20 protein-coding genes are annotated in these 20,882 nt (G+C 73.0%); 7 read left to right on the top strand and 13 right to left on the bottom strand.

Annotation, left to right across the window (positions count from 1 at the left end):
- Positions 1–9 precede the first annotated feature (9 nt).
- The 3 genes from ACOJUI_RS02925 to ACOJUI_RS02935 all read right to left on the bottom strand — a co-directional run bounded on the left by ACOJUI_RS02925 (position 10) and on the right by ACOJUI_RS02935 (position 2,060).
- A complete protein-coding gene (locus ACOJUI_RS02925; protein ID WP_422116612.1) occupies positions 10–243 on the bottom strand; it encodes a hypothetical protein in 234 nt (77 codons plus the stop codon).
- Positions 244–395: 152 nt separating this feature from the next.
- Positions 396–1,715 (bottom strand): S8 family serine peptidase, encoded by a 1,320-nt coding sequence (locus ACOJUI_RS02930; protein ID WP_422116613.1) that lies wholly within the window; start codon positions 1,713–1,715, stop codon positions 396–398.
- A gap of 99 nt (positions 1,716–1,814) precedes the next feature.
- Complete coding sequence (locus tag ACOJUI_RS02935) at positions 1,815–2,060, bottom strand: hypothetical protein (RefSeq protein ID WP_422116614.1); 246 nt, start codon at positions 2,058–2,060, stop codon at positions 1,815–1,817.
- A gap of 287 nt (positions 2,061–2,347) precedes the next feature.
- Between ACOJUI_RS02935 and ACOJUI_RS02940 the strand changes: the two genes are divergently transcribed.
- From ACOJUI_RS02940 to ACOJUI_RS02950, 3 genes are read left to right on the top strand one after another with little or no spacing between them, the layout of a single operon-like run.
- Complete coding sequence (locus ACOJUI_RS02940) at positions 2,348–3,409, top strand: M12 family metallopeptidase (protein WP_422116615.1); 1,062 nt, start codon at positions 2,348–2,350, stop codon at positions 3,407–3,409.
- Positions 3,410–3,426: 17 nt separating this feature from the next.
- Entirely contained in the window at positions 3,427–3,642 is a 216-nt protein-coding gene (locus tag ACOJUI_RS02945) for a hypothetical protein (RefSeq protein ID WP_422116616.1), read from the top strand.
- A 13-nt stretch (positions 3,643–3,655) separates the two neighbouring features.
- Complete coding sequence (locus ACOJUI_RS02950; RefSeq protein ID WP_422116617.1) at positions 3,656–4,009, top strand: hypothetical protein; 354 nt, start codon at positions 3,656–3,658, stop codon at positions 4,007–4,009.
- Between the two features lie 89 nt (positions 4,010–4,098).
- On the opposite strand, the gene ACOJUI_RS02955 is transcribed toward ACOJUI_RS02950, so the two are convergent.
- On the bottom strand, positions 4,099–4,686 hold the full coding sequence (locus ACOJUI_RS02955) for an AfsR/SARP family transcriptional regulator (protein ID WP_422116618.1): 588 nt from the start codon (positions 4,684–4,686) through the stop codon (positions 4,099–4,101).
- Between the two features lie 468 nt (positions 4,687–5,154).
- On the opposite strand from ACOJUI_RS02955, the gene ACOJUI_RS02960 reads away from it, so the two are divergent.
- The 4 genes from ACOJUI_RS02960 (at position 5,155) to ACOJUI_RS02975 (ending at position 8,384) form a co-directional block, all read left to right on the top strand.
- Positions 5,155–5,370 carry a DUF2945 domain-containing protein gene (locus ACOJUI_RS02960; protein WP_422116619.1) on the top strand — a complete coding sequence of 72 codons (216 nt, stop codon included), beginning with the start codon at positions 5,155–5,157 and terminating at the stop codon, positions 5,368–5,370.
- A 246-nt stretch (positions 5,371–5,616) separates the two neighbouring features.
- The gene (locus tag ACOJUI_RS02965) at positions 5,617–6,753 is read left to right on the top strand and encodes a glycoside hydrolase family 172 protein (protein WP_422116620.1); all 1,137 of its coding nucleotides are present in this window, start codon (positions 5,617–5,619) and stop codon (positions 6,751–6,753) included.
- 53 nt (positions 6,754–6,806) lie between these two features.
- The gene (locus tag ACOJUI_RS02970; protein WP_422116621.1) at positions 6,807–7,694 is read left to right on the top strand and encodes an aldo/keto reductase; all 888 of its coding nucleotides are present in this window, start codon (positions 6,807–6,809) and stop codon (positions 7,692–7,694) included.
- Positions 7,695–7,886: 192 nt separating this feature from the next.
- The gene (locus ACOJUI_RS02975; RefSeq protein ID WP_422116622.1) at positions 7,887–8,384 is read left to right on the top strand and encodes an FBP domain-containing protein; all 498 of its coding nucleotides are present in this window, start codon (positions 7,887–7,889) and stop codon (positions 8,382–8,384) included.
- A gap of 16 nt (positions 8,385–8,400) precedes the next feature.
- Here the strand turns inward: ACOJUI_RS02975 and ACOJUI_RS02980 are convergent, their stop codons facing one another.
- The 9 genes from ACOJUI_RS02980 to ACOJUI_RS03020 all read right to left on the bottom strand — a co-directional run bounded on the left by ACOJUI_RS02980 (position 8,401) and on the right by ACOJUI_RS03020 (position 20,881).
- Entirely contained in the window at positions 8,401–9,051 is a 651-nt protein-coding gene (locus ACOJUI_RS02980; protein WP_422116623.1) for a nucleoside/nucleotide kinase family protein, read from the bottom strand.
- A complete protein-coding gene (locus ACOJUI_RS02985; RefSeq protein ID WP_422116624.1) occupies positions 9,035–12,295 on the bottom strand; it encodes a UvrD-helicase domain-containing protein in 3,261 nt (1,086 codons plus the stop codon). Before ACOJUI_RS02985 ends, ACOJUI_RS02980 begins: the two co-directional genes overlap by 17 nt.
- On the bottom strand, positions 12,292–14,979 hold the full coding sequence (locus ACOJUI_RS02990; RefSeq protein ID WP_422116625.1) for a PD-(D/E)XK nuclease family protein: 2,688 nt from the start codon (positions 14,977–14,979) through the stop codon (positions 12,292–12,294). The genes ACOJUI_RS02985 and ACOJUI_RS02990 overlap by 4 nt, the downstream gene beginning before the upstream one ends.
- 76 nt (positions 14,980–15,055) lie before the next feature.
- Positions 15,056–15,556: a hypothetical protein gene (locus tag ACOJUI_RS02995; protein WP_422116626.1), complete on the bottom strand. Its 501-nt coding sequence runs from the start codon at positions 15,554–15,556 to the stop codon at positions 15,056–15,058.
- Positions 15,557–15,574: 18 nt separating this feature from the next.
- Positions 15,575–16,642: a hypothetical protein gene (locus ACOJUI_RS03000; RefSeq protein ID WP_422116627.1), complete on the bottom strand. Its 1,068-nt coding sequence runs from the start codon at positions 16,640–16,642 to the stop codon at positions 15,575–15,577.
- Complete coding sequence (locus ACOJUI_RS03005; protein WP_422116628.1) at positions 16,639–18,201, bottom strand: arylsulfatase; 1,563 nt, start codon at positions 18,199–18,201, stop codon at positions 16,639–16,641. The genes ACOJUI_RS03000 and ACOJUI_RS03005 overlap by 4 nt, the downstream gene beginning before the upstream one ends.
- Positions 18,202–18,219: 18 nt before the next feature.
- Positions 18,220–19,353 (bottom strand): SPFH domain-containing protein, encoded by a 1,134-nt coding sequence (locus tag ACOJUI_RS03010; protein ID WP_422116629.1) that lies wholly within the window; start codon positions 19,351–19,353, stop codon positions 18,220–18,222.
- Between the two features lie 66 nt (positions 19,354–19,419).
- A complete protein-coding gene (locus ACOJUI_RS03015) occupies positions 19,420–19,959 on the bottom strand; it encodes a glutathione peroxidase (RefSeq protein WP_422116630.1) in 540 nt (179 codons plus the stop codon).
- A 10-nt stretch (positions 19,960–19,969) separates the two neighbouring features.
- Positions 19,970–20,881: a PfkB family carbohydrate kinase gene (locus tag ACOJUI_RS03020; protein ID WP_422116631.1), complete on the bottom strand. Its 912-nt coding sequence runs from the start codon at positions 20,879–20,881 to the stop codon at positions 19,970–19,972.
- Between the last annotated feature and the right edge of the window lies 1 nt (position 20,882).

The raw sequence follows: 20,882 nt of genomic DNA on the forward strand, positions 1-20,882 counted from the left end.
CTCAGCGGGTCACTGCACCTCGGAGTCCGACGGCGGGAGCTGGACCCCACGGTCCCGGTCGACGGACGCGACGCCCTCCACCGCGCGCAGCGCGACCGGGTCGTTCGTCGTGCCAGTGACGATGCCGAGGGTCTCGAGGACGGATTCGACCTCCAGACCGCGCTCCGCGAGGCGCGCGGCGACCTCGCGCACCCCGACGAGGTGCTCCTCGTCGACGGTGACGCTGACATGTTCGATGGCCATGGGGAGATCCTAGACGCCTCGGTAGGTGTCTCCACCGGAGCCGCCGGAGCAGCTCGCCCGCCGACAGCACATCGACGACCGCGTCGCAGGTCGCCTCGGTCGCCCTGGACGTGGACCTCTCATCTCCTGCCCTTCGCGACGCGCCGACGTTCTCACGGCGCGATGGCCAGCCCCGACCCCACGTCGAGCGAGGGGAGGATCAACCGGGTGCTGTGCTCGACCAGGGTCGCCCACAGCTCGCGACCGCGGAATCCGGTGACCTCGCTCCACAGCGCGGCCAGTCCGGCCCCGTGCGGGGTCGCCATGGAGGTCCCGTTGATCGCGCGGTAGCGCGTGGGCATCGGCCAGGAGGAGTACACGGCCACGCCCGGTCCGGCGAGATCGACCTGGCCGCCCTGCCCGCCGATCAGGGTCCGCGAGGAGAAGACGGCGATGTCCAGCTGCGGGTCCAGGGCGCCCACGGCCAGGATGTACGGGCTGTTGGCGGGAGCGCCCACGAAGCCGTGGCTCTGCTGCTGGCGTCTGGCGTTGTTCCCCGCAGCGGCGATGATCAGCACACCCAGGTCGAGGGCGCGCTTCCCGGCCGCGACGTAGGGCGGATGGGCCTTCGGCACATCCGCGCCCAGCGACATCGAGATGATCGAGCACCCCGAGGTGATCGCCCACTCGATCCCGGCGAGGATCCCGCCGTCGCTGCCGGATCCGGAGTTGCTGAGCACCTTGCCGGCGAAGATGTCCGCCCCGTGGGCGACGCCGTAGCGGGGGCCGGTGTCGGGGACGAGCGGCCCCAGCGCGGTGCCGATGCAGTGGGTGCCGTGCCCGTGCCCGTCCTGTGGGTCCTCACCCGGGATGAAGGACATGGGAGTGAGGGTCCGATTCGCGAAGTCCGGGTGCTCGAGGTCGAATCCGGTATCGAGGACGGCGACCGCCACACCCGCCCCGGAAGCGGTCGAGCCGTCGGCTCCGACGGCTTGGAGCCCCCAGGTGTATTCGGCGGTGTCGGCGAACAGCGGTCCTGTCGTGGCGACGGGTCCGGTCGCACCTGGCACCGGGCCTCCGCCGCCGGTGACTGTCCCGAGCCGTGCGGTGAGGTCGCCGACACCGTCGGCGTACCCGCGGGCGTACTCGTTGTCCAACGGATGATGCACGAGTTCGGGGGAGACCGACATGATGGCGTCGTCCGAGGCGACCGAGGTCCGCAGGGCGCCGACCTGTTCGGGGTCCGCGGACACCACAGCGAGCCCGAGAGTCTCGAAGACGGTGTCGGACGTCGTCGCGGTCGCGGCCTCGGCGCCGTACTCCTGGGACGGGGTCACGTCCATCAGTCCTGCAGCCTTCCGCAGGACGCCGGAGGGTGCGTCGGTATCCGCCGCGAACACCACGATGTAGCGACCGGTGGTCTCCGGTGGGCTGGTCAGCAGGGGGCCGGATGCGCTGTGGATGAGGTGGGGGGAGAGTCCGGGCTCGATCATCGTGAGCTCCTTCCAGGGGGGCGGTCGCCCCAGTGAAGCTCCGTGGTGTCGCCGTGCCGTCACCGCCCCCGTGACGCAGCGGTGACGCCCGGCCCCGGCTCAGATCTGGACGAGCGGGATGTCGATGGTCCCGCCCGCGTCCTCAGGCCCCACCGCGATGTGGGTGATGGTGATCAGATCACCGGGGGAGACCTCGCCGGTCCCGGAGAGATCCACGTGGGCGCTGAGGGCGCACGCCGAGACGGGCAGCGCATCGGAGACCTGCACGGTCACCTCGAGGATGCGGTCCCCTGCGGCATCCCGGTCCGCGGCGTCGAGCGCCACCGTGCTCTTCGCCAGTGTCACCGCCGGCGCGTCCGCCCGTCCCACGTCGGCCACCCGCACCGTCGCCGTCGCTCCCGGTGCTGCAGCCGACGCTGCGGGAACCCTGAGTCTTGCGGTCACCTGCATGTCTCACATCCCTCCGCGTGGGCACCCGCTCAGCGTGTGCCCGCGATTAGCGGACGTCAAGGCGCACCGGTCCTGTCCGCACCGATCCTGTGACGCTCCGGCGACACCTCGGTGACATCCGGGGTGCACGCTCGGGGGCGAGCACCTGTCAGGACGACGGGCAGCCATGAGGGAGGCGGATCGTGACAGAGGACGAAGGAGACATCGAGGAGCGGGGCGACGCCACGGACCAGGTCGAGGAGGACAACGTCGGTCTGCTGGCCGGCGACACGGTCAGGACGGGATTCGTCCTGCTCACCACGGGAGAGACGAAGGCACTGCAGTACTCGGCCGTCGACGGCAGGGCAGTCTTCGAAGGCGACATCATCCTCGGCACCGTGGAGGAGATGGAGAAGGACGCGGCGCTCCTGTCCCGCTCGGCCTCGGGCGGTGACGTCGTCACCCACGGGGTCGGGATCACCGGCCAGCAGTTCCGATGGCCCAACGCCCTGATGCCGTACGAGATCGACGGCGGCGTCACCAACGGCGAGTCCCGGGTGGCGGCCGCCATCGCCGAATGGGAGACGAAGACCAACATGCGCTTCGTCCGACGGACGGCGAGCAACGCGAGCCAGTATCCGAACTACGTGCGGGTCATCCGCGGCGACGGCTGCTGGTCCCACGTCGGCATGCGCGGCGGGATTCAGGACCTGAGCCTCGCCGACGGCTGCGGATTCGGCGCCGCGGTCCATGAGTTCGGGCACGCGTGGGGGCTGTGGCATGAGCAGTCCCGGGAGGACCGCGATGCGTTCATCACGGTGCACTGGGAGAACATCGAGGCTGGGATGGAGCACAACTTCAACCAGCACATCGCCGACGGCGACGACATCGGGGCCTACGAGTACGGCTCGCTCATGCATTACGGGAGCTTCGCGTTCAGCAAGAACAACCAGCGCACGATCACACCCAAGCAGGCCGGGGCGACCATCGGCCAGCGCAACGGGCTCTCGGCCGGTGACATCGCGGCCGTGCATCACATGTATCTCACATGGCACTCGGGGAAGACCATCGTCCAGGTCTATGCCTCGCATCACGACCGCAACGCCTGGGCCAACCTCGCCGGCCTGGGATGGGGGCGCATCCACCCCGATGCCAAGGACGGCGTGACCAACGTCTTCGCCCAGCTGGTCTGGGCCCGGGCGACCGGACGCACCGTCACCGTCCTCGCGGACGGGACCAGCATCTACCAGTCCTACCAGCACTGACCCGATCGGAGAGAACCATGTGGACCCTCATCAACCAGACCTACACCACGCACCACGGTCAGAACGCCTGGGCGAGCCTGGCGACGAACAACACGGGCTACCGGAAGATCGCTCCCAGCGCGCCCGACGGGGTGACCAACGTCTTCCTGATCCTGGTGACCGCCCGTGCCACCGGCAAGCAGGTCTACGTCGACTCCAATGCCCAGAACCAGATCACCGCTGCGTACCTGTGAGGAGGGACCGGACGTGAACCAGCTGGACAGCGAGATCACGGTCATCGTGTCAGTGGGCGGCGGCCGGACCCCGTCGATGCAGTCCTTCGCCGCCGGCGCAGCAGGTGGCGGCGCCGACGGCGAGGCTCCCGCCCCCGTCGACGTCGGCTCGCCCTCCGGGCAGGCCGGCGGGGCGGGCGACGCCCTCGACGAGGCGCCCGGTCCCGTCGACGTCGGCTCCCCCGGCGGCGGGCAGACCGGCGCCAGGGGCGCGGACGACACCGCCCCCGGGCCGCAGGACCTGTCCGAGCTCGGACACGGTCGGACCGGCGCGGAAGCGGGCCCCCCGGGCCCGCAGGACATCGAGGAGGCGCCGGACGCCGACTGATAGATCCTGACCCCTCGGCCACCGGTGCCCGGTCTCGACGAGGCCGGGCACCGGTACGTCGGAAACCGGGGTCGAGGCCGCCCGGCTGCTCAGAGTCTGCGGAGGTACGGAGCGATGAGTCCCTCGAACATCGGTGAGGGCCGGCCGTCCACTTCGGAGCGGAGCAGGGTCGTGAACCTCCAGTACTGGTGAAGGGCCTCGGCGACGTTGCCCCGGGTCAGATGCACCCGCACCAGCAGGCGCTGGGAGCTCTCCCGGAGTGGTTCGGTCCTGGTCGCGGCGAGGGCCACCTGGAAGGCGGCGAACAGGGAACCGGCCTCCAGGAGCTGCTCGGCGATCCGGTCCAACGCCTGCAGGCGGATCTGTCGGAACTGCTCGCGCTCGATCTGCACCCAGTCCTCGTACCAGCCGAGCAGGATGTCGTCCCCGACGTCGATGAGGTCGCGGGCGACCTCATCGAGCGTGCTCGTCGAGGCCAGACCCCGCAGCAGCCCCCTCGCCTCCTCGATCACCCGACGAAGATCGACCTCGACCGCGGGGCTCAGCCAGATGTGGGTGGGAGAGGTCCGGATCAGGTCGAGCCGGGGAAGCCTCCACAGCGCCGATCTCAGGCTGCCGCTGGCGTGCTGCTCATCGGAACCGCCCCAGAGCGTGCCGCTGATGACACTGCGACGCACGGGCCGATCCTGGAGGGCCACGAAGCTCACCAGTCGCTGGGAAGCCGGGGCGACGGTCACCGGCCGCCCATGGTTCCTCAGCGCGAAGTCCCGGATCAGGCTCAAGCGGAGGGCCCCGTGTGGAGGTCCCGCATCGACCGTCGACCCAGGCACGGCACCTCCTCGAGCGTCGAACTCGCTGGACCGGCTGTTCCTGCAACGATGGTCTCCTCCGCGTTACTGACCGTCAAGACCGGTTGCGGCGTGTCGGTGCGATGCTGGACCCGCCCGTTGTGAGGTCCACCGGGAGGGCCTGCTCGCCTGGCGTGGGAACGCGGCGGGACCACGAGTGCGCCACGACGCTCCGGCTCGGAGTGGACGGCGCACGACCAGGTGCTGCACGCCCGCCCCGAGCTCGGGAGAACCATGTCCGGGCACCGCACGTCATCCACTGCCGGATGACTCTCGCGACCAGCGAGACTTGGTCACATGAGCACACGATTCACCGTCGGCGACCATGTCAGCTGGAACTCCGAGGCCGGGCGCGTCTCGGGAACCATCACCGAGGTCCACGTGAAGGACTTCGACTACAAGGGTCACCACCGCCGCGCGAGCGAGGACGAGCCCCAGTATGAGATCAAGAGCGACAAGACCGACCACATCGCCGCCCACAAGGGCTCGGCCCTGAGGAAGCTCTCGAGCTGACGGGTCCGGGAACACGGCGCGGGCAGCCGGTCCCGGCTCGTGCAGAGCGGTCAACGTCCGACGGCTGCTGAAGGGTGCGCTCGTCACCGCTGCGCCGCGGTCCTGCGGTGCCGGGGACCTGCGGCGAGAACGGTTCGTCATCGAGGCGTTCGTGCGGCCTCCGTATCGTGTGTGTCACCGTTTCCCGAGCGCCGCACCGCGACGGGAGAACGCATCACCGTCGATCCGACTCCCGGGGGTTCCGCCATGACCCGTTCCGACCACCCGTCCCGTGCCCACGCCGGCCTCGCCGCACTGCGCCCCGTCCGCACCCGTTCCATCAGCCCGGAGAACCTCGACGGTGCGCCGGGCAGGGGCGGCCGCGCCACCGAGGGCACCGGCGCGGAGGCCGCCCGCGATCTCGGTCAGGGCTGGAAGGTCTCCCCCAGCGTCGACGTGAAGGCGGGGGAGACCTTCACCCTGGCGGACATCGACTCCGCCGGAGTCATCACGCACGTCTGGATCACCACCCACACCGACCATTGGCGCCGGCTGGTGCTGCGTGCCTACTGGGACGGCAGCGAGGCGCCCGCGGTCGAGGTGCCCTACGGCGACTTCTTCGCCAACGGCTGGGGCGTCTTCGCCCAGGTCGACTCGCAGATGGTCGCCTCCAACCCGCACGGCGGCTTCAACTCCTACTGGCCGATGCCCTTCCGCGAGAGCGCCCGCCTCACCCTGGAGAACAGCTCCGACGTCGACGCGCGCGTCTACTACCAGGTGACCTACGAGCTCGGCGGCGACCACAGCGAGGACGCCTACTTCCACGCCCAATGGCGCCGCTCGAACCCGCTGCCGACGGCCACCGAGCACGTCCTCCTCGAGGGCATCGAGGGGCAGGGGCAGTACGTCGGCACCTACCTCGCCTGGGAAGTGCACTCCAACGGCTGGTGGGGCGAGGGCGAGATCAAGTTCTACCTGGACGACGACCAGGACTTCCCGACCATCGCAGGCACGGGCACCGAGGACTACTTCGGCGGGGCCTGGAACTTCGACATCCCCGGAAAGGGCTACACCGCCTTCTCCACCCCGTACCTCGGGATGCCCCAGGTGCTCCGGCCCGACGGCCTCTACCTCGCCCAGCAGCGCTTCGGCCTGTACCGCTGGCACGTCGCCGATCCGATCCACTTCACCACCGGCCTGCCCCGCGTGGACATCCAGGCGCTGGGCTGGAAGAGCGCCGGCCGCTACCTGCCGCTGCGGGACGACATCGCCTCCACCGCGATCTTCTACCTCGACCGCCCGGCCACCACCCGCCCGGAGCCGCCGAGCTTCGACGCGATGGAGATCCATCTGGGTCCCGGCGCCGGCCCGCACAGCCCCGCCGGTCCCGCTGCGCGCCCCTGACGGATGCTGGGCACCGCATGACGGTGACGTGAGCTGCGACATAACATCGCGGGATGAACGCACCCACCCGCCGCATCGGCTCCCTGACCGTCTCCGCCCTCGGACTGGGCGCCATGCCACTGTCGCAGGGACGCGACAAGCCCGCGACCCCAGAGCAGGCCACCGCGACCATCCACGCCGCTCTCGACGCCGGCGTCACCTTCCTCGACACCGCCGACATCTACGCCCCGACCTGGGACACCATGGGGCACAACGAGAAGTTCGTGGCCGAGGCGCTGCGCACCTGGACCGGCGACCGCTCGAGCGTGGTGGTGGCGACCAAGGGCGGCATCACCCGCTCCGAGGGCGAGGTGGCGGGCCGGAACGGCTCCGCGACTTACCTGCGCGCGGCCCTTGAGAAGTCGCTGACGAACCTCGAGATGGACGCCGCTGACCTCTACTACTGGCACCGCCCGGACCGCAGCATCCGCTACGCCGAGGGCGTGGAGGCGCTCGCGGCGCTGAAGCAGGAGGGCCTGATCCGCGAGATCGGCCTCTCCAACGCCAACGTCGAGGAGATCGAGGTGGCCCGCGAGGTGCTCGGCGACGGCGGCCTCGCCGCGGTGCAGAACGAGTTCTCGCCCACCTTCTTCCACACCGCCCTGCGCGAGCTGCGGCACTGCGGCGAGCACGGCATCGCCTTCGTCCCGTGGTCCCCGCTGGGCGGCACCGGGGGCGGCGCGTCCGCGGTGGGGGAGCGGTTCCCGCAGATCCAGAAGATCGCCGACGCCCACGGCGTGAGCCCCCAGCAGGTCGTCCTGGCCTGGGAGCTGTCGCTCGGCGACCACGTCGTGCCGATCCCGGGTGCCAGCCGCCCCGAGTCGATCACCGACTCGGCGCTCGCCATGACCCTCGAGCTCAGCGCCGAGGAGCTCGAGGAGCTCGGTCGGATCATCGCCTGAGCCCTCGCGGAGAATCCGTTTGCCGCGCTCCCGGGGCAGGCGTACCGTAGCCCGGTCCGTATCGGGAGAGGGACTCATCATGCGCATCCGGCGTGCAGGGAGCGGGGCGGCCCACAGGGCCTGCTCGGCCTGACCCCGGCGTGCTCGCACGCCGCCGTCATGCCCCCTGAACTCCCGCTCGTGAGGACCATCATGCGACCCCTGACCGACGACCAGATCCGCGCCAGCTTCATCAACGCCAGCAAGGGCGAGGCGAAGCGCGCCGAACTGCCCGACCTCTCCGCCGTGCGCTGGGAGCAGCTCGACTACCTGGGCTGGCAGGACGCCCGCCGGCCCGCGCAGCACTACGTGGTGCTCGAGGTCGACGGCGAACCCGTCGGCCTGCAGCTGCGCGGCACCGGCCAGGCGCCGCTGCGCAAGATGCTCTGCGCCTGGTGCGAGGACGTGATCGACGGCGTCGGCGCGGCGTCCTTCGTGGCGCCGCTGGCCGGGGCCGCCGGCCGCCGCGGCAACACCATCGGCACCGCCGTCTGCGCCGACTTCCGGTGCTCGCGCAATGCGCGCCGCGCCCCGACCGCCGTCGAGGTGCGCACCGAGGACCCGGCCCTGCTCGCCCACCACCGCGAGCAGCGGATCGCCGCCCTGCGCGAGCGCTGCGCCCGCTTCGCCGCGGCCGTGCAGCGCGGCTGACCGCGCCGCGGCGGGCTCAGCTGGTGCTCACCACCAGCTGGGCCCGCGCGCGGGTGGCGGCGACGAGCCGCGCGTTGTCCTCGTCGGGCCCGAGCGCCCACCGCCGCGCCTGCTCCGGGGACTTTCCGAAGCGCTCATGCCGCTCGACCAGCCACTGCCGGCGCAGCTCCACGGTGGTCTCGACGAACCAGCGGGCATCGAGCAGTGCGCGCACCGGGGCGAAGGCGCCGTCGGCCAGCAGGTAGTTGCCCTCGGTGATCACCAGCGGCACCTCGGCGGGCACCTCGATCGCCCCGGCGAGGGGCTGTTCGAGATCGCGCTCGAAGGTCGGCGCCCACACTGACGGGTCTCGGGGTCGCGCGGTGCGCAGACGTTGCAGCAGCGCCACGTAGCCGGCGGCGTCGAAGGTGTCCGGTGCGCCCTTGCGCTCGAGCCGGCCCAGTCGTGCGAGGGCCGCATCGGCCAGGTGGAAGCCGTCCATCGGCACCACCACGCAGGAGCGCTCCGGCAGGTGGTCGGCGAGCAGCGCGGTCAGCGTCGACTTCCCGGCCCCGGGCGCGCCGGCGATGCCCAGCAGGCGCCGGGATCCCGTGCGCAGCGCCTCGTCGAGCAGGGCGCGTGCGGCCCCCAGGGCCTGCTCGGCGGTGACCTCAGCGGGCGTGCTCATGCAGCCTCACCTCCAGCACCTCGCCCCGCAGCGGCAGGTGCAGGAGGATCCGGGAGGGCCGGGCCCCGGCCGCGGCCAGCGCCTGCGAGTACGTCGACATCTGCCCCAGGTAGTGCTCCCGCACATGCTCGACCGGATCCTCGCCGGGGTAGGTCTTGTGGTCCACCAGCACGATCTGCCCGTCCGGAAGGCGCATCAGGGTGTCGATCCACCCCTCCATCACCTGGTCCTGCTCGTTCCACCAGGTGATCGGCTGCTCGGTGAGCTGCTCGGCGCCGGGGAACTCGGCGGTCAGGAACGCCTCCCAGCGCTCCCCGGCCTCTTGCAGCACCCCCGGCTCGACGGCCCGGGAGACCGCCCAGCGTTCCACCAGGCGGCGGGCCGCGGCCTCCCGCTGCTCCCGGCTCAGCGCGGACAGCGGCAGCGCCAGGTACGCGTGCACGGCCTCGCCCACCCGCTCCCACTGCGGCCCCCCGCCGGGCACCAGCCGGCGCCCGATGCTCCACGGCGCCGAGACCTCGCCGAGCCCGTCCGCCGACGCCACCGCGGAGGCCTGGAACCGCGCCCGCACCCCGGCGATCTCGGGCCGGGGCCCGCTCAGGTCGGTGGCCGCGAGCGCGCTGCGCGCGGAGCTGAACTGCACCGCGTCCTCGGCCGGCACCCCCTGCGGGCTGCGCACCACCGCGGGCAGGGACGGCCCGCCGGCCACCTCGATCGCCGCGCCGCCCACCTCCCAGCGCAGCAGCGGCCCCTCGGCGTCGACCAGTGCATCGAGCACCGGCGCGGTGCCGTCGCCGCTGAGCACCGTCACGTCCTTCGAGCGGGTGAGGGCGACGTACTGCAGGCGCCCGCTCTCCTCGCGCTCGGCCAGCGCCCGCCGCTGCGCATGCGCGGAGGTCGACAGCGCCTCCTGCAGCGGGCCGTCGCTCACGAGCACCGCCGGCCAGTAGCGCGGGGCGCGCCCCGCCAGCGGGTCGGACACGACCAGCTGTGCGGCGGGGACGATGAAGGCCCCGGCGTTCTGGGACCGCCGGCTGGGGGAGTGGTCGAGCATCACCACCACGCGGGACCACTCCAGGCCCTTCGCGCCGTGGATCGTGCCCACCCAGACGGTGCCGGGGGCGTTCGAGAGATCGGGGCCGCGGTCGGTGGCGTCGAGCTCGACCCGCAGCCCGGTCAGGGTGATCGCCGCAGAGTCGGCGCGGGCGCGCTCGGCGTACTGGGCCGCGACCTTCCGCAGCGCGTCCAGGGTGCGCAGGCGCTGGTCCGGGGTGGACCAGGCGCGGATCCGCTCGGGCAGGTCGAGGGCGTCGACGAGGGCGGTGATCATCTCCACCGGGGTCAGCGCGAGGCAGTCCTCGCGCAGGGCCCGCAGCCCGCTCAGCGCCGGGTCGTGCCACCACCGGTCGAACACCGCCTCCCGGGCCTCCCGGTGCGGCGCCGCGGCGAGGTCGCCGAACCAGCTTGCGTGGGCGGCGTGGTCGGGCAGCAGGTCCACGAGTTCGGTGAGCGCGAGGGTGTCGGTGCGGTCGAGGGTGACGGCGAGCGCGGCGCGCACCAGGCGGCCCTCCCGGGTGGCGAGGATCCCGGTGCCCTCGCCGGAGGCGGGGATGCCGCGCGCCGCCAGCGCCGCGACCACCTCCCGGGCCCGCGTGTTCGAGCGCACCAGCACCGCCACGTCCGCGGGGGAGGCGTCCGGCTCCGAGAGCAGCTGGGCGATCCCGTCGGCGATCGCGGTCGCGTGCTGGGGGTAGGTGAGCTTCTTGGGCACCGCGGGCACCCACGCCTCGAGCCGGCCCGGGGCCCGCCCGGCCGCCGTGCGGCGCTGCACCGCGAGCGGCGCCGGCCGGGTGATGACCCGTTCCCGGGGCAGGCGCTCGAAGATCCGCGGGAACACCGCGTTGACCAGGTCCAGCACCGGCTGCTGGGAGCGCCAGGAGTGCTCGAGGTTCGCCACCTCGCCGGGGCCGAGATCCGTGGTGCCGGCCTCGATCTGCTCGATGATGCCGAGCATCAGGGCCGGATCGGCGTCGCGGAAGCCGTAGATCGCCTGCTTGGGGTCGCCCACCCAGATCTTGTCCTCGATCAGGGCGCTGAGCGCCAGGAACAGGGCGAGCTGGACGGGGGAGGTGTCCTGGAACTCGTCGACGGCCAGCAGGTGGAAGCGGGAGCGGATCACCTCGCGGGCGCGCGCGGAGCTGCGCACCAGCTCGAGGGTGCGCACCTCCTGGTCGATGAAGTCGATCAGCCCCAGCTCGTCCTTGAAGCGCTCATAGGACTCGAGCGACTGGGCGGCGGTGGTCATCACCAGCGCGATTAGGGCGCGGATGTCCTCGTGCAGCACGGGATGGCTCAGCAGCTCCGCGCGGATCTGCAGGGCGAGCCCCGCCAGCGCCTGGTCGACGTCCTTGCTGTAGACGTAGCCGACCCCGTCGGGGTCGGCGGCCCTGCCCTCGGCCACCTTCGCGAGCCGCGCCCAGCGCGACCACGGCGCCCGCTCAAGCTGCGCGACGTCGCGGCGCAGCGCATCCAGGGTCTCCAGCCGCTTCCGCACCGTCGCCGCGGTCCTCGGGTTCAGCGGCCCGTCCCCGCGCTCCGCGCCGCGCACCTGGGCCCACAGGTCCGCGAGCACCATATCGAGCTGGGCGAGCCACGCCGCGCGCCGATCCGTCGCCGCGGCCGCGGGCAGACCCGCCGCCCGGTACTCGCGCCAGGCGGCCTCGGCGCCCTCGCGCAGCGACTGCGCATCGAGCTGGTTGGAGCGGGCCCGCGCGGCCAGCTCCCGCACCTGCGCGCGCCACGAGGGGCTCGCCCCGAACGGCAGCTCGGGCTCCTCCTCGCCGTCGTGCTCGGTGCGCGCCAGCAGGTCGGTGGCCCGGGCCCCGGCCACGGCGGCGGCCTCGTCGATCGCGGCGCGGAAGGCGGCCTTCTGGCGGTCCTCGTCGAGCACCTGCACGTCGGGCGAGATCCCGGCGTCCAGGGCGAACTCCCGCAGCAGCTCCCCGGAGACCGAGTTCACGGTGCTGATCAGGGCGGTGTCGATGCCGAGCGCGGCCTCGACCTGCCCCTGCTCGAGCAGGGTGCGACGCACCCGGTCGCCGAGCTCCGCCGCGGCCTTGGTGGTGAAGGTGGTGGCGATGAGCTGCGAGGGCTCGAGGCCGTCGGCGATGCGCCGGGCGATCTCGTGGGTCAGCCGGTGCGTCTTGCCCGATCCGGCCGATGCGTTGATCAGGGTGAAGGTCATCGCCGGTCTCCGCTCAGTCCGCACAGCTGGCCGTAGCCGCTGTCGGCGCAATGGTTGTCGACCAGCAGGCCGCCGGCCTCACGGGCCGCGCGACGGGCCCTGCTCACGGCGCTCGAGCGCGCCGACCAGGCCGCGTCGACGTCGAGCCCGGTCTCCTCGAGCAGTTCGCGGCAGCCCGCCCGCACCATGCCCGCGGCCACCTCGTCGAGCGCAGCGGTCAGGGCGCCCACCATCCGCTGCCAGGTCGCCTCGACGTCCAGCGGGGAGCGCCGATGCGGATCGAGCCGCGGATCGGCGGAGACGAACTCGCCGCTGCGCAGCAGGAAGTAGCCGACGTCGGCCTCCGTGCCGAGCGACCAGGCGTAGGCGGCCAGCTGGATCGCCTCCCCGGTGTCGAAGAGATCGCCGTAGCGGCTGCGGCTGCGGGACCACTTCAGGTCGAGGATGGTGGGGCGACCGGCGGCGTCGACCGCGTCGAGGTCGCGGCTGCCCACGAACTCCACGGTCCGCGGTCCGCCGGCGAGCGCGAGGGTCAGCGGCCGGGCGAAGCGGGACTCGGTGCCGGTGATCCGCAGCCCCGCCCGGGCGGTGCCGGTGAACAGCGCGCCGAGGGAGCGGACGGCCCGCTCGCGCACATCGGCCCGCTCGGCGGCGTGGCCGGGCAGGTCCAGCTCGGAGGCGAGCTGGGGCACCAGGCGGTCGAAGACCTCACCGATCTCCGCCGCGGTCGGCGCGGTCAGCGGCATCCCCCCGAGGGCGGGGTCGGAGCGCTCGCCGACCAGCACCTCGGCCACCGCATGCACCAGGCTGCCGATCATCCGGTTCCCCGTCGGCAGCACCGCGACGGAGGCCGGGCGGATCCCCAGCGCGTACTCGAGCACCCAGCGCTGCGGGCAGCCGAGCAGGGTCTCGACCTGGGTGTACGAGAGCCGCTCGGGCAGCAGGTGCGGCGCGGGGGCGAGGGAGCGCACCAGCGGGCCCGGCGGCGGCTCGGGCTGCTCCGTCGGCCAGGTCACCGGCAGCGAGCGCCCGGCGAGGCTCCAGCGGCCCCCGGTCACGAGGGACTCCGGCGTCCGCCGCTGCCCGCTCCCGTCGGCCTCCAGATGGGCCAGCAGTCCGCTCGGCCCGGGGGTCTCCTCGCAGCGCCGACCCGGCAGCACCACCACCACGCGCCGCGCCGCGCGCAGGCCGGCCAGGGCCGCCTCGACGGGCAGCGCGGCGACCCGCTGGGGGTCCAGCACCCGCCCGCCCCCGGCCTCGAGCGCCGCGACCTCCGCGGGCTCCCAGCGCATCGTCGGTGGGGTGTCGGCCGAGGACGGCCCCCACCACAGGACGGTCCCGGAGGGCGCGAGGACCTGTGCGGGGCGGGTGGTCACCGCCCAGGGCGCGACCTCGCGGACGGCGCGTGGCGAGGGACCGGAGCCGCCGCAGCTGTCGATGATCTGCTGGAGGGTGCGCCGGCTGAGGGTCGCGGACGCATCGAGCATCTCGAGCACCCGCTGCAGCACCTGCACCTGGGTCAGGCTCGCCAGCAGGTCGCCCTCGCCGCGCGAGACCGCCCGCAGGCGCTGGGCGAGCCAGTCCAGGCGTCGGGCGATCGGGGCCGGACGCAGCGCGGTCAGCGGCTCGGTGACGAGGCGGTCGATGACCCGGGCCGCCTCGAGCGCCTTCTCGTGCCCCTCCTGCTCGAGCTCCGCGAGGGCCGCGCGCCAGGCGGGGCCGCCGACGCCGGGCTCCCGGCTCAGCGCGCGCAGCAGGTGCCGGCGGGCCGCGGCGGGGACCAGGCCCACCGGTTCGCCGTCGGCGGCGGGCGCCGGCAGCACCCGCAGGTCCAGCAGCGCGGCCAGCTGGTGGACGTCCACCGGGGCGGTCGCGACGTCGAGGAACAGCCCCAGCACCTGGTGGTGCACACGGTCCCGCGAGGCGCCCACGGCGCCGACGGCGGGCAGGCCGCGGCGGTGCAGGGCGCGGTCCAGCACGTCGCTGTCGGAGGAGACGAGCACGCTCAGCGGCCCCTCGTCGGCGCCCGGCGCGGCGGCCAGGAACCGCGCGGCGACATCGGCCGCCGACCACTCGTCCTGCGCCTGCACCACGGTCAGCTCCGGGGCGCCACCGACGGCCGGGGATGCCGGCTCGAGCCGCGCCCCCGCCGCGGCCAGCAGGTCCAGCAGCCGCGGCCACAGCCCCGGCAGCTGCGCCGGCGCCTCCTGCAGGACGATCACCTCGATGCCCAGCGGCCAGCCGGCGGCCTCGCCCTCCAGCAGCGCCACCACCTCCACCAGGTCGTCGGCGGCCGACGGGGCCAGCGTCCCCGCCGCCCCGAGCCGCACCGAGGCCTCCAGGTCGCGCAGCGTCGCCAGCCGCGCCGGCAGGTTGCCGGCTCCCGCGCGCCAGCCGGTCTCCACCGCGGCGTCCCGCCAGCGCAGCAGGCGCCCGGCGGTGCTCCAGGGATCCACCGCGAAGGACCGCGCGGGCCACGCGCCGGGCTGCGCGGCCAGGTGCTCCTCGAGCAGCCGCAGGTACTGGGCGATGCGCACCGCCGGCTCCACCGCGGGTCGGGTCAGGCCGAGGCGGGTCTGCAGCAGCTGCACCAGGCCGCGCGGGCCCAGTCGGGCCGTGCCGGTCGCACCGGCCCCGTCGGCCCAGGCGGCGCCGTCGAGGGACCAGCCGAACTCGATCCGCATCCCGGGCACCCTCCGTCGCGTCCTCGCGCCGCCCGGACGGGCGCGCCATCCCACAGTAGGCGAGCGGACCGACGCGCTAGGACCGGACGCCGGCCAGATCGATGATCGCGTGGACGGCGACGGTGATCCGGAGGCTCAGACCCAGCGCCAGCCACAGCGATCCGGCCCCGACGAGGCTCGGGACCAGCTCGGGCACCAGCAGCAGCGGGGACAGCAGCAGCGGCAGCGCGGAGCAGAACCCGACGGTGACCAGCACCAGCACCGGCCAGGTGCGCTCCTGCCCGCCGCGGCGCAGCCGCCGCACCGCCTGCACCGCGCTCGCCGCGTCGAGCGGCACGGCCGGCGCCAGGGTGATGCCGGCCCCGATCAGGCACCACGAGGCCCATCCCCACCACGGCTCACCGTCGGAGCCGGGCTCGTCGCCGTAGCTCATCAGGTCCGGGATCAGCATCACGACCATCACGCACAGCAGCAGCACCGCGATCCCGAGCAGGGCGGCGGCGACCGTCCACAGCGCGGCGGCGACGAGCAGCAGCTCCCCGTAGCGGGGCGGGCGCTGCGGCGCGGTCCGGGACATGCCCGGATCATAGGGCCGTCAGCGGTTGAAGGGGTCGTCCTCGCGCACGCCCCAGCTGTAGCCCCGCTCGTAGAGCATCGCCCCGGACGCGTCGGGGGCGAGCACCAGGTCCTGTCCCGCGCCCGTGACGTGCACGGTGCCGTCGCCCTGCTCCTGGAGGGTCAGGGTGAGCACCTCGGGCTCGAGGGCCAGGTGCTCCTGGACGGACCCGCCCGGCTCGCGCAGCGGCCGCAGCTCGAGCTCCACGGTGGCGCCGTCCAAACGCCGGTAGCTGCCGGTCAGCAGCTCCCCGTCCGCCCGTCGGATCTGCACCTCGGCGGCGTCGCCGTAGCGCACCTCCCCGAAGGCGACCGCGCTCCAGCGCTGGTCGCTCGCCAGCTGCGCGGCCGGGGCGGCGGTGTCCTGCGCGACCGTCCACACCCCGGCCGGGACCGACGCGTCGATGCTGCGCGGCGGATACATCTGCGGGATCCCGACGCCGATCGCGGCCACCAGCAGGAGGGCGGCGATCGGGCCCAGCACGTCGGTGAACCGGGCCAGCGGCCGCCAGGGGACGAGGGTGGGCAGCGGACCGCGGCCGATCGCCCCGTTGCCGAGGAAGGCCCGGGTCAGGCGGGGCAGCCAGGGGATCAGCACGACCACCGACATGATCAGCAGGGCCAGGGAGATCTGCTTGACCGGCACGTCGTAGCCCAGGTTCAGCACGAACACGAGCGCCATGGAGGCGGCGCCGATCACGGCGCCCAGCGGCACCGAGCGGCGCCACAGCAGCGCGAGGGCCGCGCCCACCTCGGCGAGGCCGCCCAGGAACTGGAACAGCGGGGAGAGGGCGACCATCCGCCAGAGCACCCCCATCGGGCTCATCTCGCCCTGGGTGATCAGGGCGTCGCCCATGCCCGCCACCCCGAACTGCCCGAGCACGAGCTTCGCGACGCCGTAGTACAGCAGGGCGACGGCGAGCAGCAGGCGCACCCCGCCGTGGGCCCACCACAGGATCGTGATGGCCGCGGTGCGCCCGAGGGTCCTCTCGGCGGAGTAGTCCTCGGCGCCGTGGTCGGTGCGGACCTGATCGGGTGCGATGCTCATGCCCCCATGTCACCGCATCGGTCGTCCCGAGGGCTCCGCCGATGGGGTCGCCCGGGTCCGACCTTCGTCGGCTCCGCCGCGCGCGACAGTCGCGCGTGCTCCCGCACCCACGACGCCTCGGTGCGCACGGGCCGGCCCGGCACCAGCTCCCCGTCGGCCACGAAGCCCTCCTCACGGCCCTCCAGCGCCTCGATGAGCAGCCGGCGATGCTCGGCGAGCGCCTCGGCGTGCGCGGCGGAGCCGGCCAGATCGTGCTCCTCGCGGGGGTCGGTCTCGAGGTCGAACAGCTGCTCGTGCCCGTCACCGGAGAACCACACGTACTTGAAGCGCGGCGAGCGGATCCAGTGCATCGCGTGGTGGCCCAGCGCGGTGATCACGTGCTCGCCGTGCAGGTGCTCGCGCGCGACGCTCCCGGGGCGCAGGCTCATCCCGTCCACGCCGTCGGGGACCGCCACCCCGGCCAGCTCGAGCACCGTCGGCATCAGGTCCCGCAGCTCGGCGATCGACTCGACCTCGCCGGGAGCGCCCCACCCCGCGCGCCACCGCGGCGGCACGTGCACCACCAGCGGCACCCGGGCGGAGCCCTCGTAGCCGACGGACTTCCGGTACATGTCGTGGTCGCCCATCATGTCGCCGTGGTCGGAGACGAAGACGATCACGGTGTCCTCGAGCAGGTCATGATCCGACAGCGCCTCCTTGAGGCGGTTCAGCTGCGCATCGATGAACTCGATGGAGCCGTAGTAGCCGGCCCGCACTTGCTGATGGGTGCTCTCCTTCTGCTCACCGAACTCCGCCTCGGAGCCGAAGTCCCGGCGGTGCTCGTCGAACCGGGAGACCCACTGCCCCATGGCCCTCCGCGGGAACTCGCGGCCCCGGTACTTGTCCCACAGCCACTGCGGCGGGTCGAAGGGGGCGTGGGGCCGGTGGAAGGACATGTAGAGGAAGAACGGCCGGCTCGGGTCCCGCCGCTCGAGGAAGCGGAGCGACTCGTCGGCCACCCAGCGGGTGGGGTGCAGGCGCTCCTCGCGCTCCCAGGGCCGCGCCGTCATCGCGTTGCAGCCGATCCCGGTCTTCTGGTAGTCGGCGCGCGGATCGCCGGTCTCGCGCCGCAGGAACTCCACGTAGTCGTCGATCATCGCCGACGGGCCCCGGCTGAGCCGACGGGAGGTGTGCAGGAAGCCGTCGTGCAGGAGCACGTCGTCGAATCCGCAGCGGGCCCGGTCGGGGAAGACGTGCATCTTGCCGACCCCGAAGGTCTGGTAGCCGGCCTCCCGCAGGGTGGACTGCATCGTGACGGGATAGGCGTCGGGGAAGCTGATGCCCTCCCGGTAGCCGTACCGGCCGTGCAGCTCCTGGGACTTCCCGGTGAACAGGGAGACCCGGGCGGGGACGCAGGTGGGCGTCGCCGAGTAGGCCCGTGTGAAGAGGTAGCCGCCGCGCGCGAGGTCGTCGAGGTTCGGGGTGTCGATGGCGTCGTTGCCGGCGACGCCCATCGCGTCGGCCCGCATCTCGTCGACGCACACCAGCACGACGTGGGGACGATCAGGAGGGGTGGTCACAGGGGTGTCCGCGCGACCTCAGCCCTGCTGGCCGGACCCCGGGCGGGCCCACGGCGGGACGCCGCCGTTCTGCGCCTGCTGCTGGGCCTGCTGCTGCGCCTCCCGGGCGCGGCGCTCGGCCTCGGAGCGGGCGCGGCGGGCGCGCTCCTCCTCCTGCGCGCGCAGCGTCTCCGCGCTGACCCGCCGGCGGTCCGCCTCGTCGGCGACGTCCGCGTTCTGGCTCGCCTCGGCGGCGGCCTGGGACTGCAGCATCGCGGTGCGGATCTCGTCGCCCATGCTGCCCACGGCCCCCGGGTTCGAGGGCAGGAAGAGCACGTTGGAGCGGCTGTTGCGCGCGACGTCCTGCATGGTGTCGAAGTACTGGGTCATCAGCAGCAGCTGCTCGGCGGAGTTCTCGATGCCGACCTTGCGGAGCATCTCGTACTGCTCGGCGATGCCGAGCGCGATGGCCTTGCGCTGGGCGGCGACGCCCTCACCCTGCAGGCGCTTGGACTCGGCCTCGGCCTCGGCCTGGGTGACGCGCTTGATCTTGTCGGCCTCGGCCAGCGACTGGGCCGCGACGCGGTCGCGCTGGGCGGCGTTGATGGAGTTCATCGAGTCGCGCACCCGCTGGTCCGGGGAGATGTCCTGGACCAGGGTGTTGATGATGTTGAAGCCGAACTCCTGCATGCGCGCCGACAGGGTCTGCTCGACGCTGCGGGCGATGTCGTCCTTCGACTCGAAGGCGGCGTCCAGCTCGAGGGAGGACAGCGCCGAGCGCACGGTGTCGAAGACGTAGGAGCGGATCTGCGCCTCGGCGTTCGACAGCTTGTAGTACGCGTCGACGACCTGCTCCTCCTTGATCACGTACTGCACGGCGACCGGGACGGTGACGAAGACGTTGTCCTTGGTCTTGGACTCGATGTTCACCTCGAGCTGCTGGACGCGCAGCGAGATGGGCTTGGTGATGTTGTCGACGAACGGCGCCTTGAAGTTCAGACCGGCGTGCGCGACCCGCTTGAACTTGCCGAAGCGCTCGACGATGACCGCCTCCCGGGAGTGCACCGTGAACATGATCGAGGTGCGCAGACCGCCGAACAGCAGCGCGGCCAGGATGATGAGGCCGACGATGACGACCACGGCGATGACGAGGAAGAGGATGGTGCCTTCCATGGGGGTGCCCTTTCGAGAGGCGAGAGATGTGCGCCACGCTACCAACCGGGAGCGTCCGGCGACGACTCAGCGCAGTCCCAGGTCCGACTCGATCCGCCGGGCGATCCGCACCGGCGGCACCGGCGGCGCGTAGCGGCGCACCACGCGGCCCTCGCCGTCGATGAGGAACTTGGTGAAGTTCCAGGCGATGCGGCCGCCCAGCACCCCGGCCCGCTGCCCGCTCATCCACCTCCACAGCGGATGCGCGTCGGGCCCGTTGACGTCGGTCTTCGAGAACAGCGGGAAGCTGACGGCGTAGGTGGAGGTGCAGACCTCCAGGGTCTCCGCATCGGTGCCGGGGTCCTGGTGGAACTGGTCCGAGGGGAAGCCGAGCACGGTGAAGCCCTGCGGGGAGAACTGGTCGTGGAGGGACTGCAGGCCCGTGAGCTGCGGGGTGAAGGCGCATTCGGTGGCGGTGTTGACCACCAGCACCAGCCGTCCGCGGTACTCGCTCATCTCCCTCAGCTCGCCGTCGATGGTCCTCGCCGAGAAGTCGTGGAAGGTGGTGCTCGCGTCGTCGGCCCGGTCCTCGTCCATGATCCCGCTCCTTCCGCTCGCTGTGCTCATCGTAGGAGCTTCAGGCGAGGAACGCATCGACCTCGGCGCGGGTGGGGGCGCTCTCGGGGCCCCGCCGGGTCACCGCGATCGCGGCCGCGGCGTTCGCGCGCAGCGCCGCGGACTCCCAGTCGGCGCCGAGGGCCCGCTCGGCCAGCAGCACCCCGGTGTGGGTGTCGCCGGCGCCGTTGGTGTCGACCGCCTGCTGCGGGAAGGCGGGGATCTCGGTGCCGCGGCCGTGGTGGAACACCTGGCAGCCCCGCTCGCCGTCGCGCACGATCACCACGGAGCGGTCGGCGATGCGCCGACGGATCGCCTCGGGGGTGTCCTCCAGCGCGTCGAGCCCGGTCAGCGCCCGCGCCTCGTCGGCGTTGGAGGTCCACGCGGTGGTCCGGGCGAGCACCCGCTCGCGCAGCTCGGCGGGGAAGTCGGCGAAGGGGGCGCCGGGATCCAGCACCATGTCCACCCCCGCCGGCAGCGCCTCGAGGAACTCCAGCAGCGGATCGCGGGTGGGTTCGAACAGGCTGTACCCGGAGACGCACACCAGATCACCCGGCGCAGGGGCGAGCGTGGCGAGCGACTGCGCGGTGATCCGCCGCTCGGCGCCGTAGACGGTGAGGAACGTGCGTTCGGCCGACGGCTCCAGCATGACCATGCAGTACCCGGTGTCCATCTCCTCGCGCGGGACGTCCGAGAGGACCACCCCGTCGCGGGTCAGCGCGGCGCGGATCAGGTCGCCGTGGGGGCCCACCCCGTGGGCGCCGCCGTGGACGGCGGTGGCCCCGGTCCGGGCGGCGGCGACCAGCGTGGTCACGGCGCCGCCGGCATAGCGCTGCTCGCTCAGGGCGTTGGTGTTGCCGCCGCGCGGCGGCAGGTCGCGGACCTCGACGATGACGTCGACGAGCGCCTGGGCGGTGTGCAGCACGCGGGGCATG

Source organism: Brachybacterium sp. UNK5269, from assembly GCF_049266655.1.
GTDB lineage: Bacteria > Actinomycetota > Actinomycetes > Actinomycetales > Dermabacteraceae > Brachybacterium.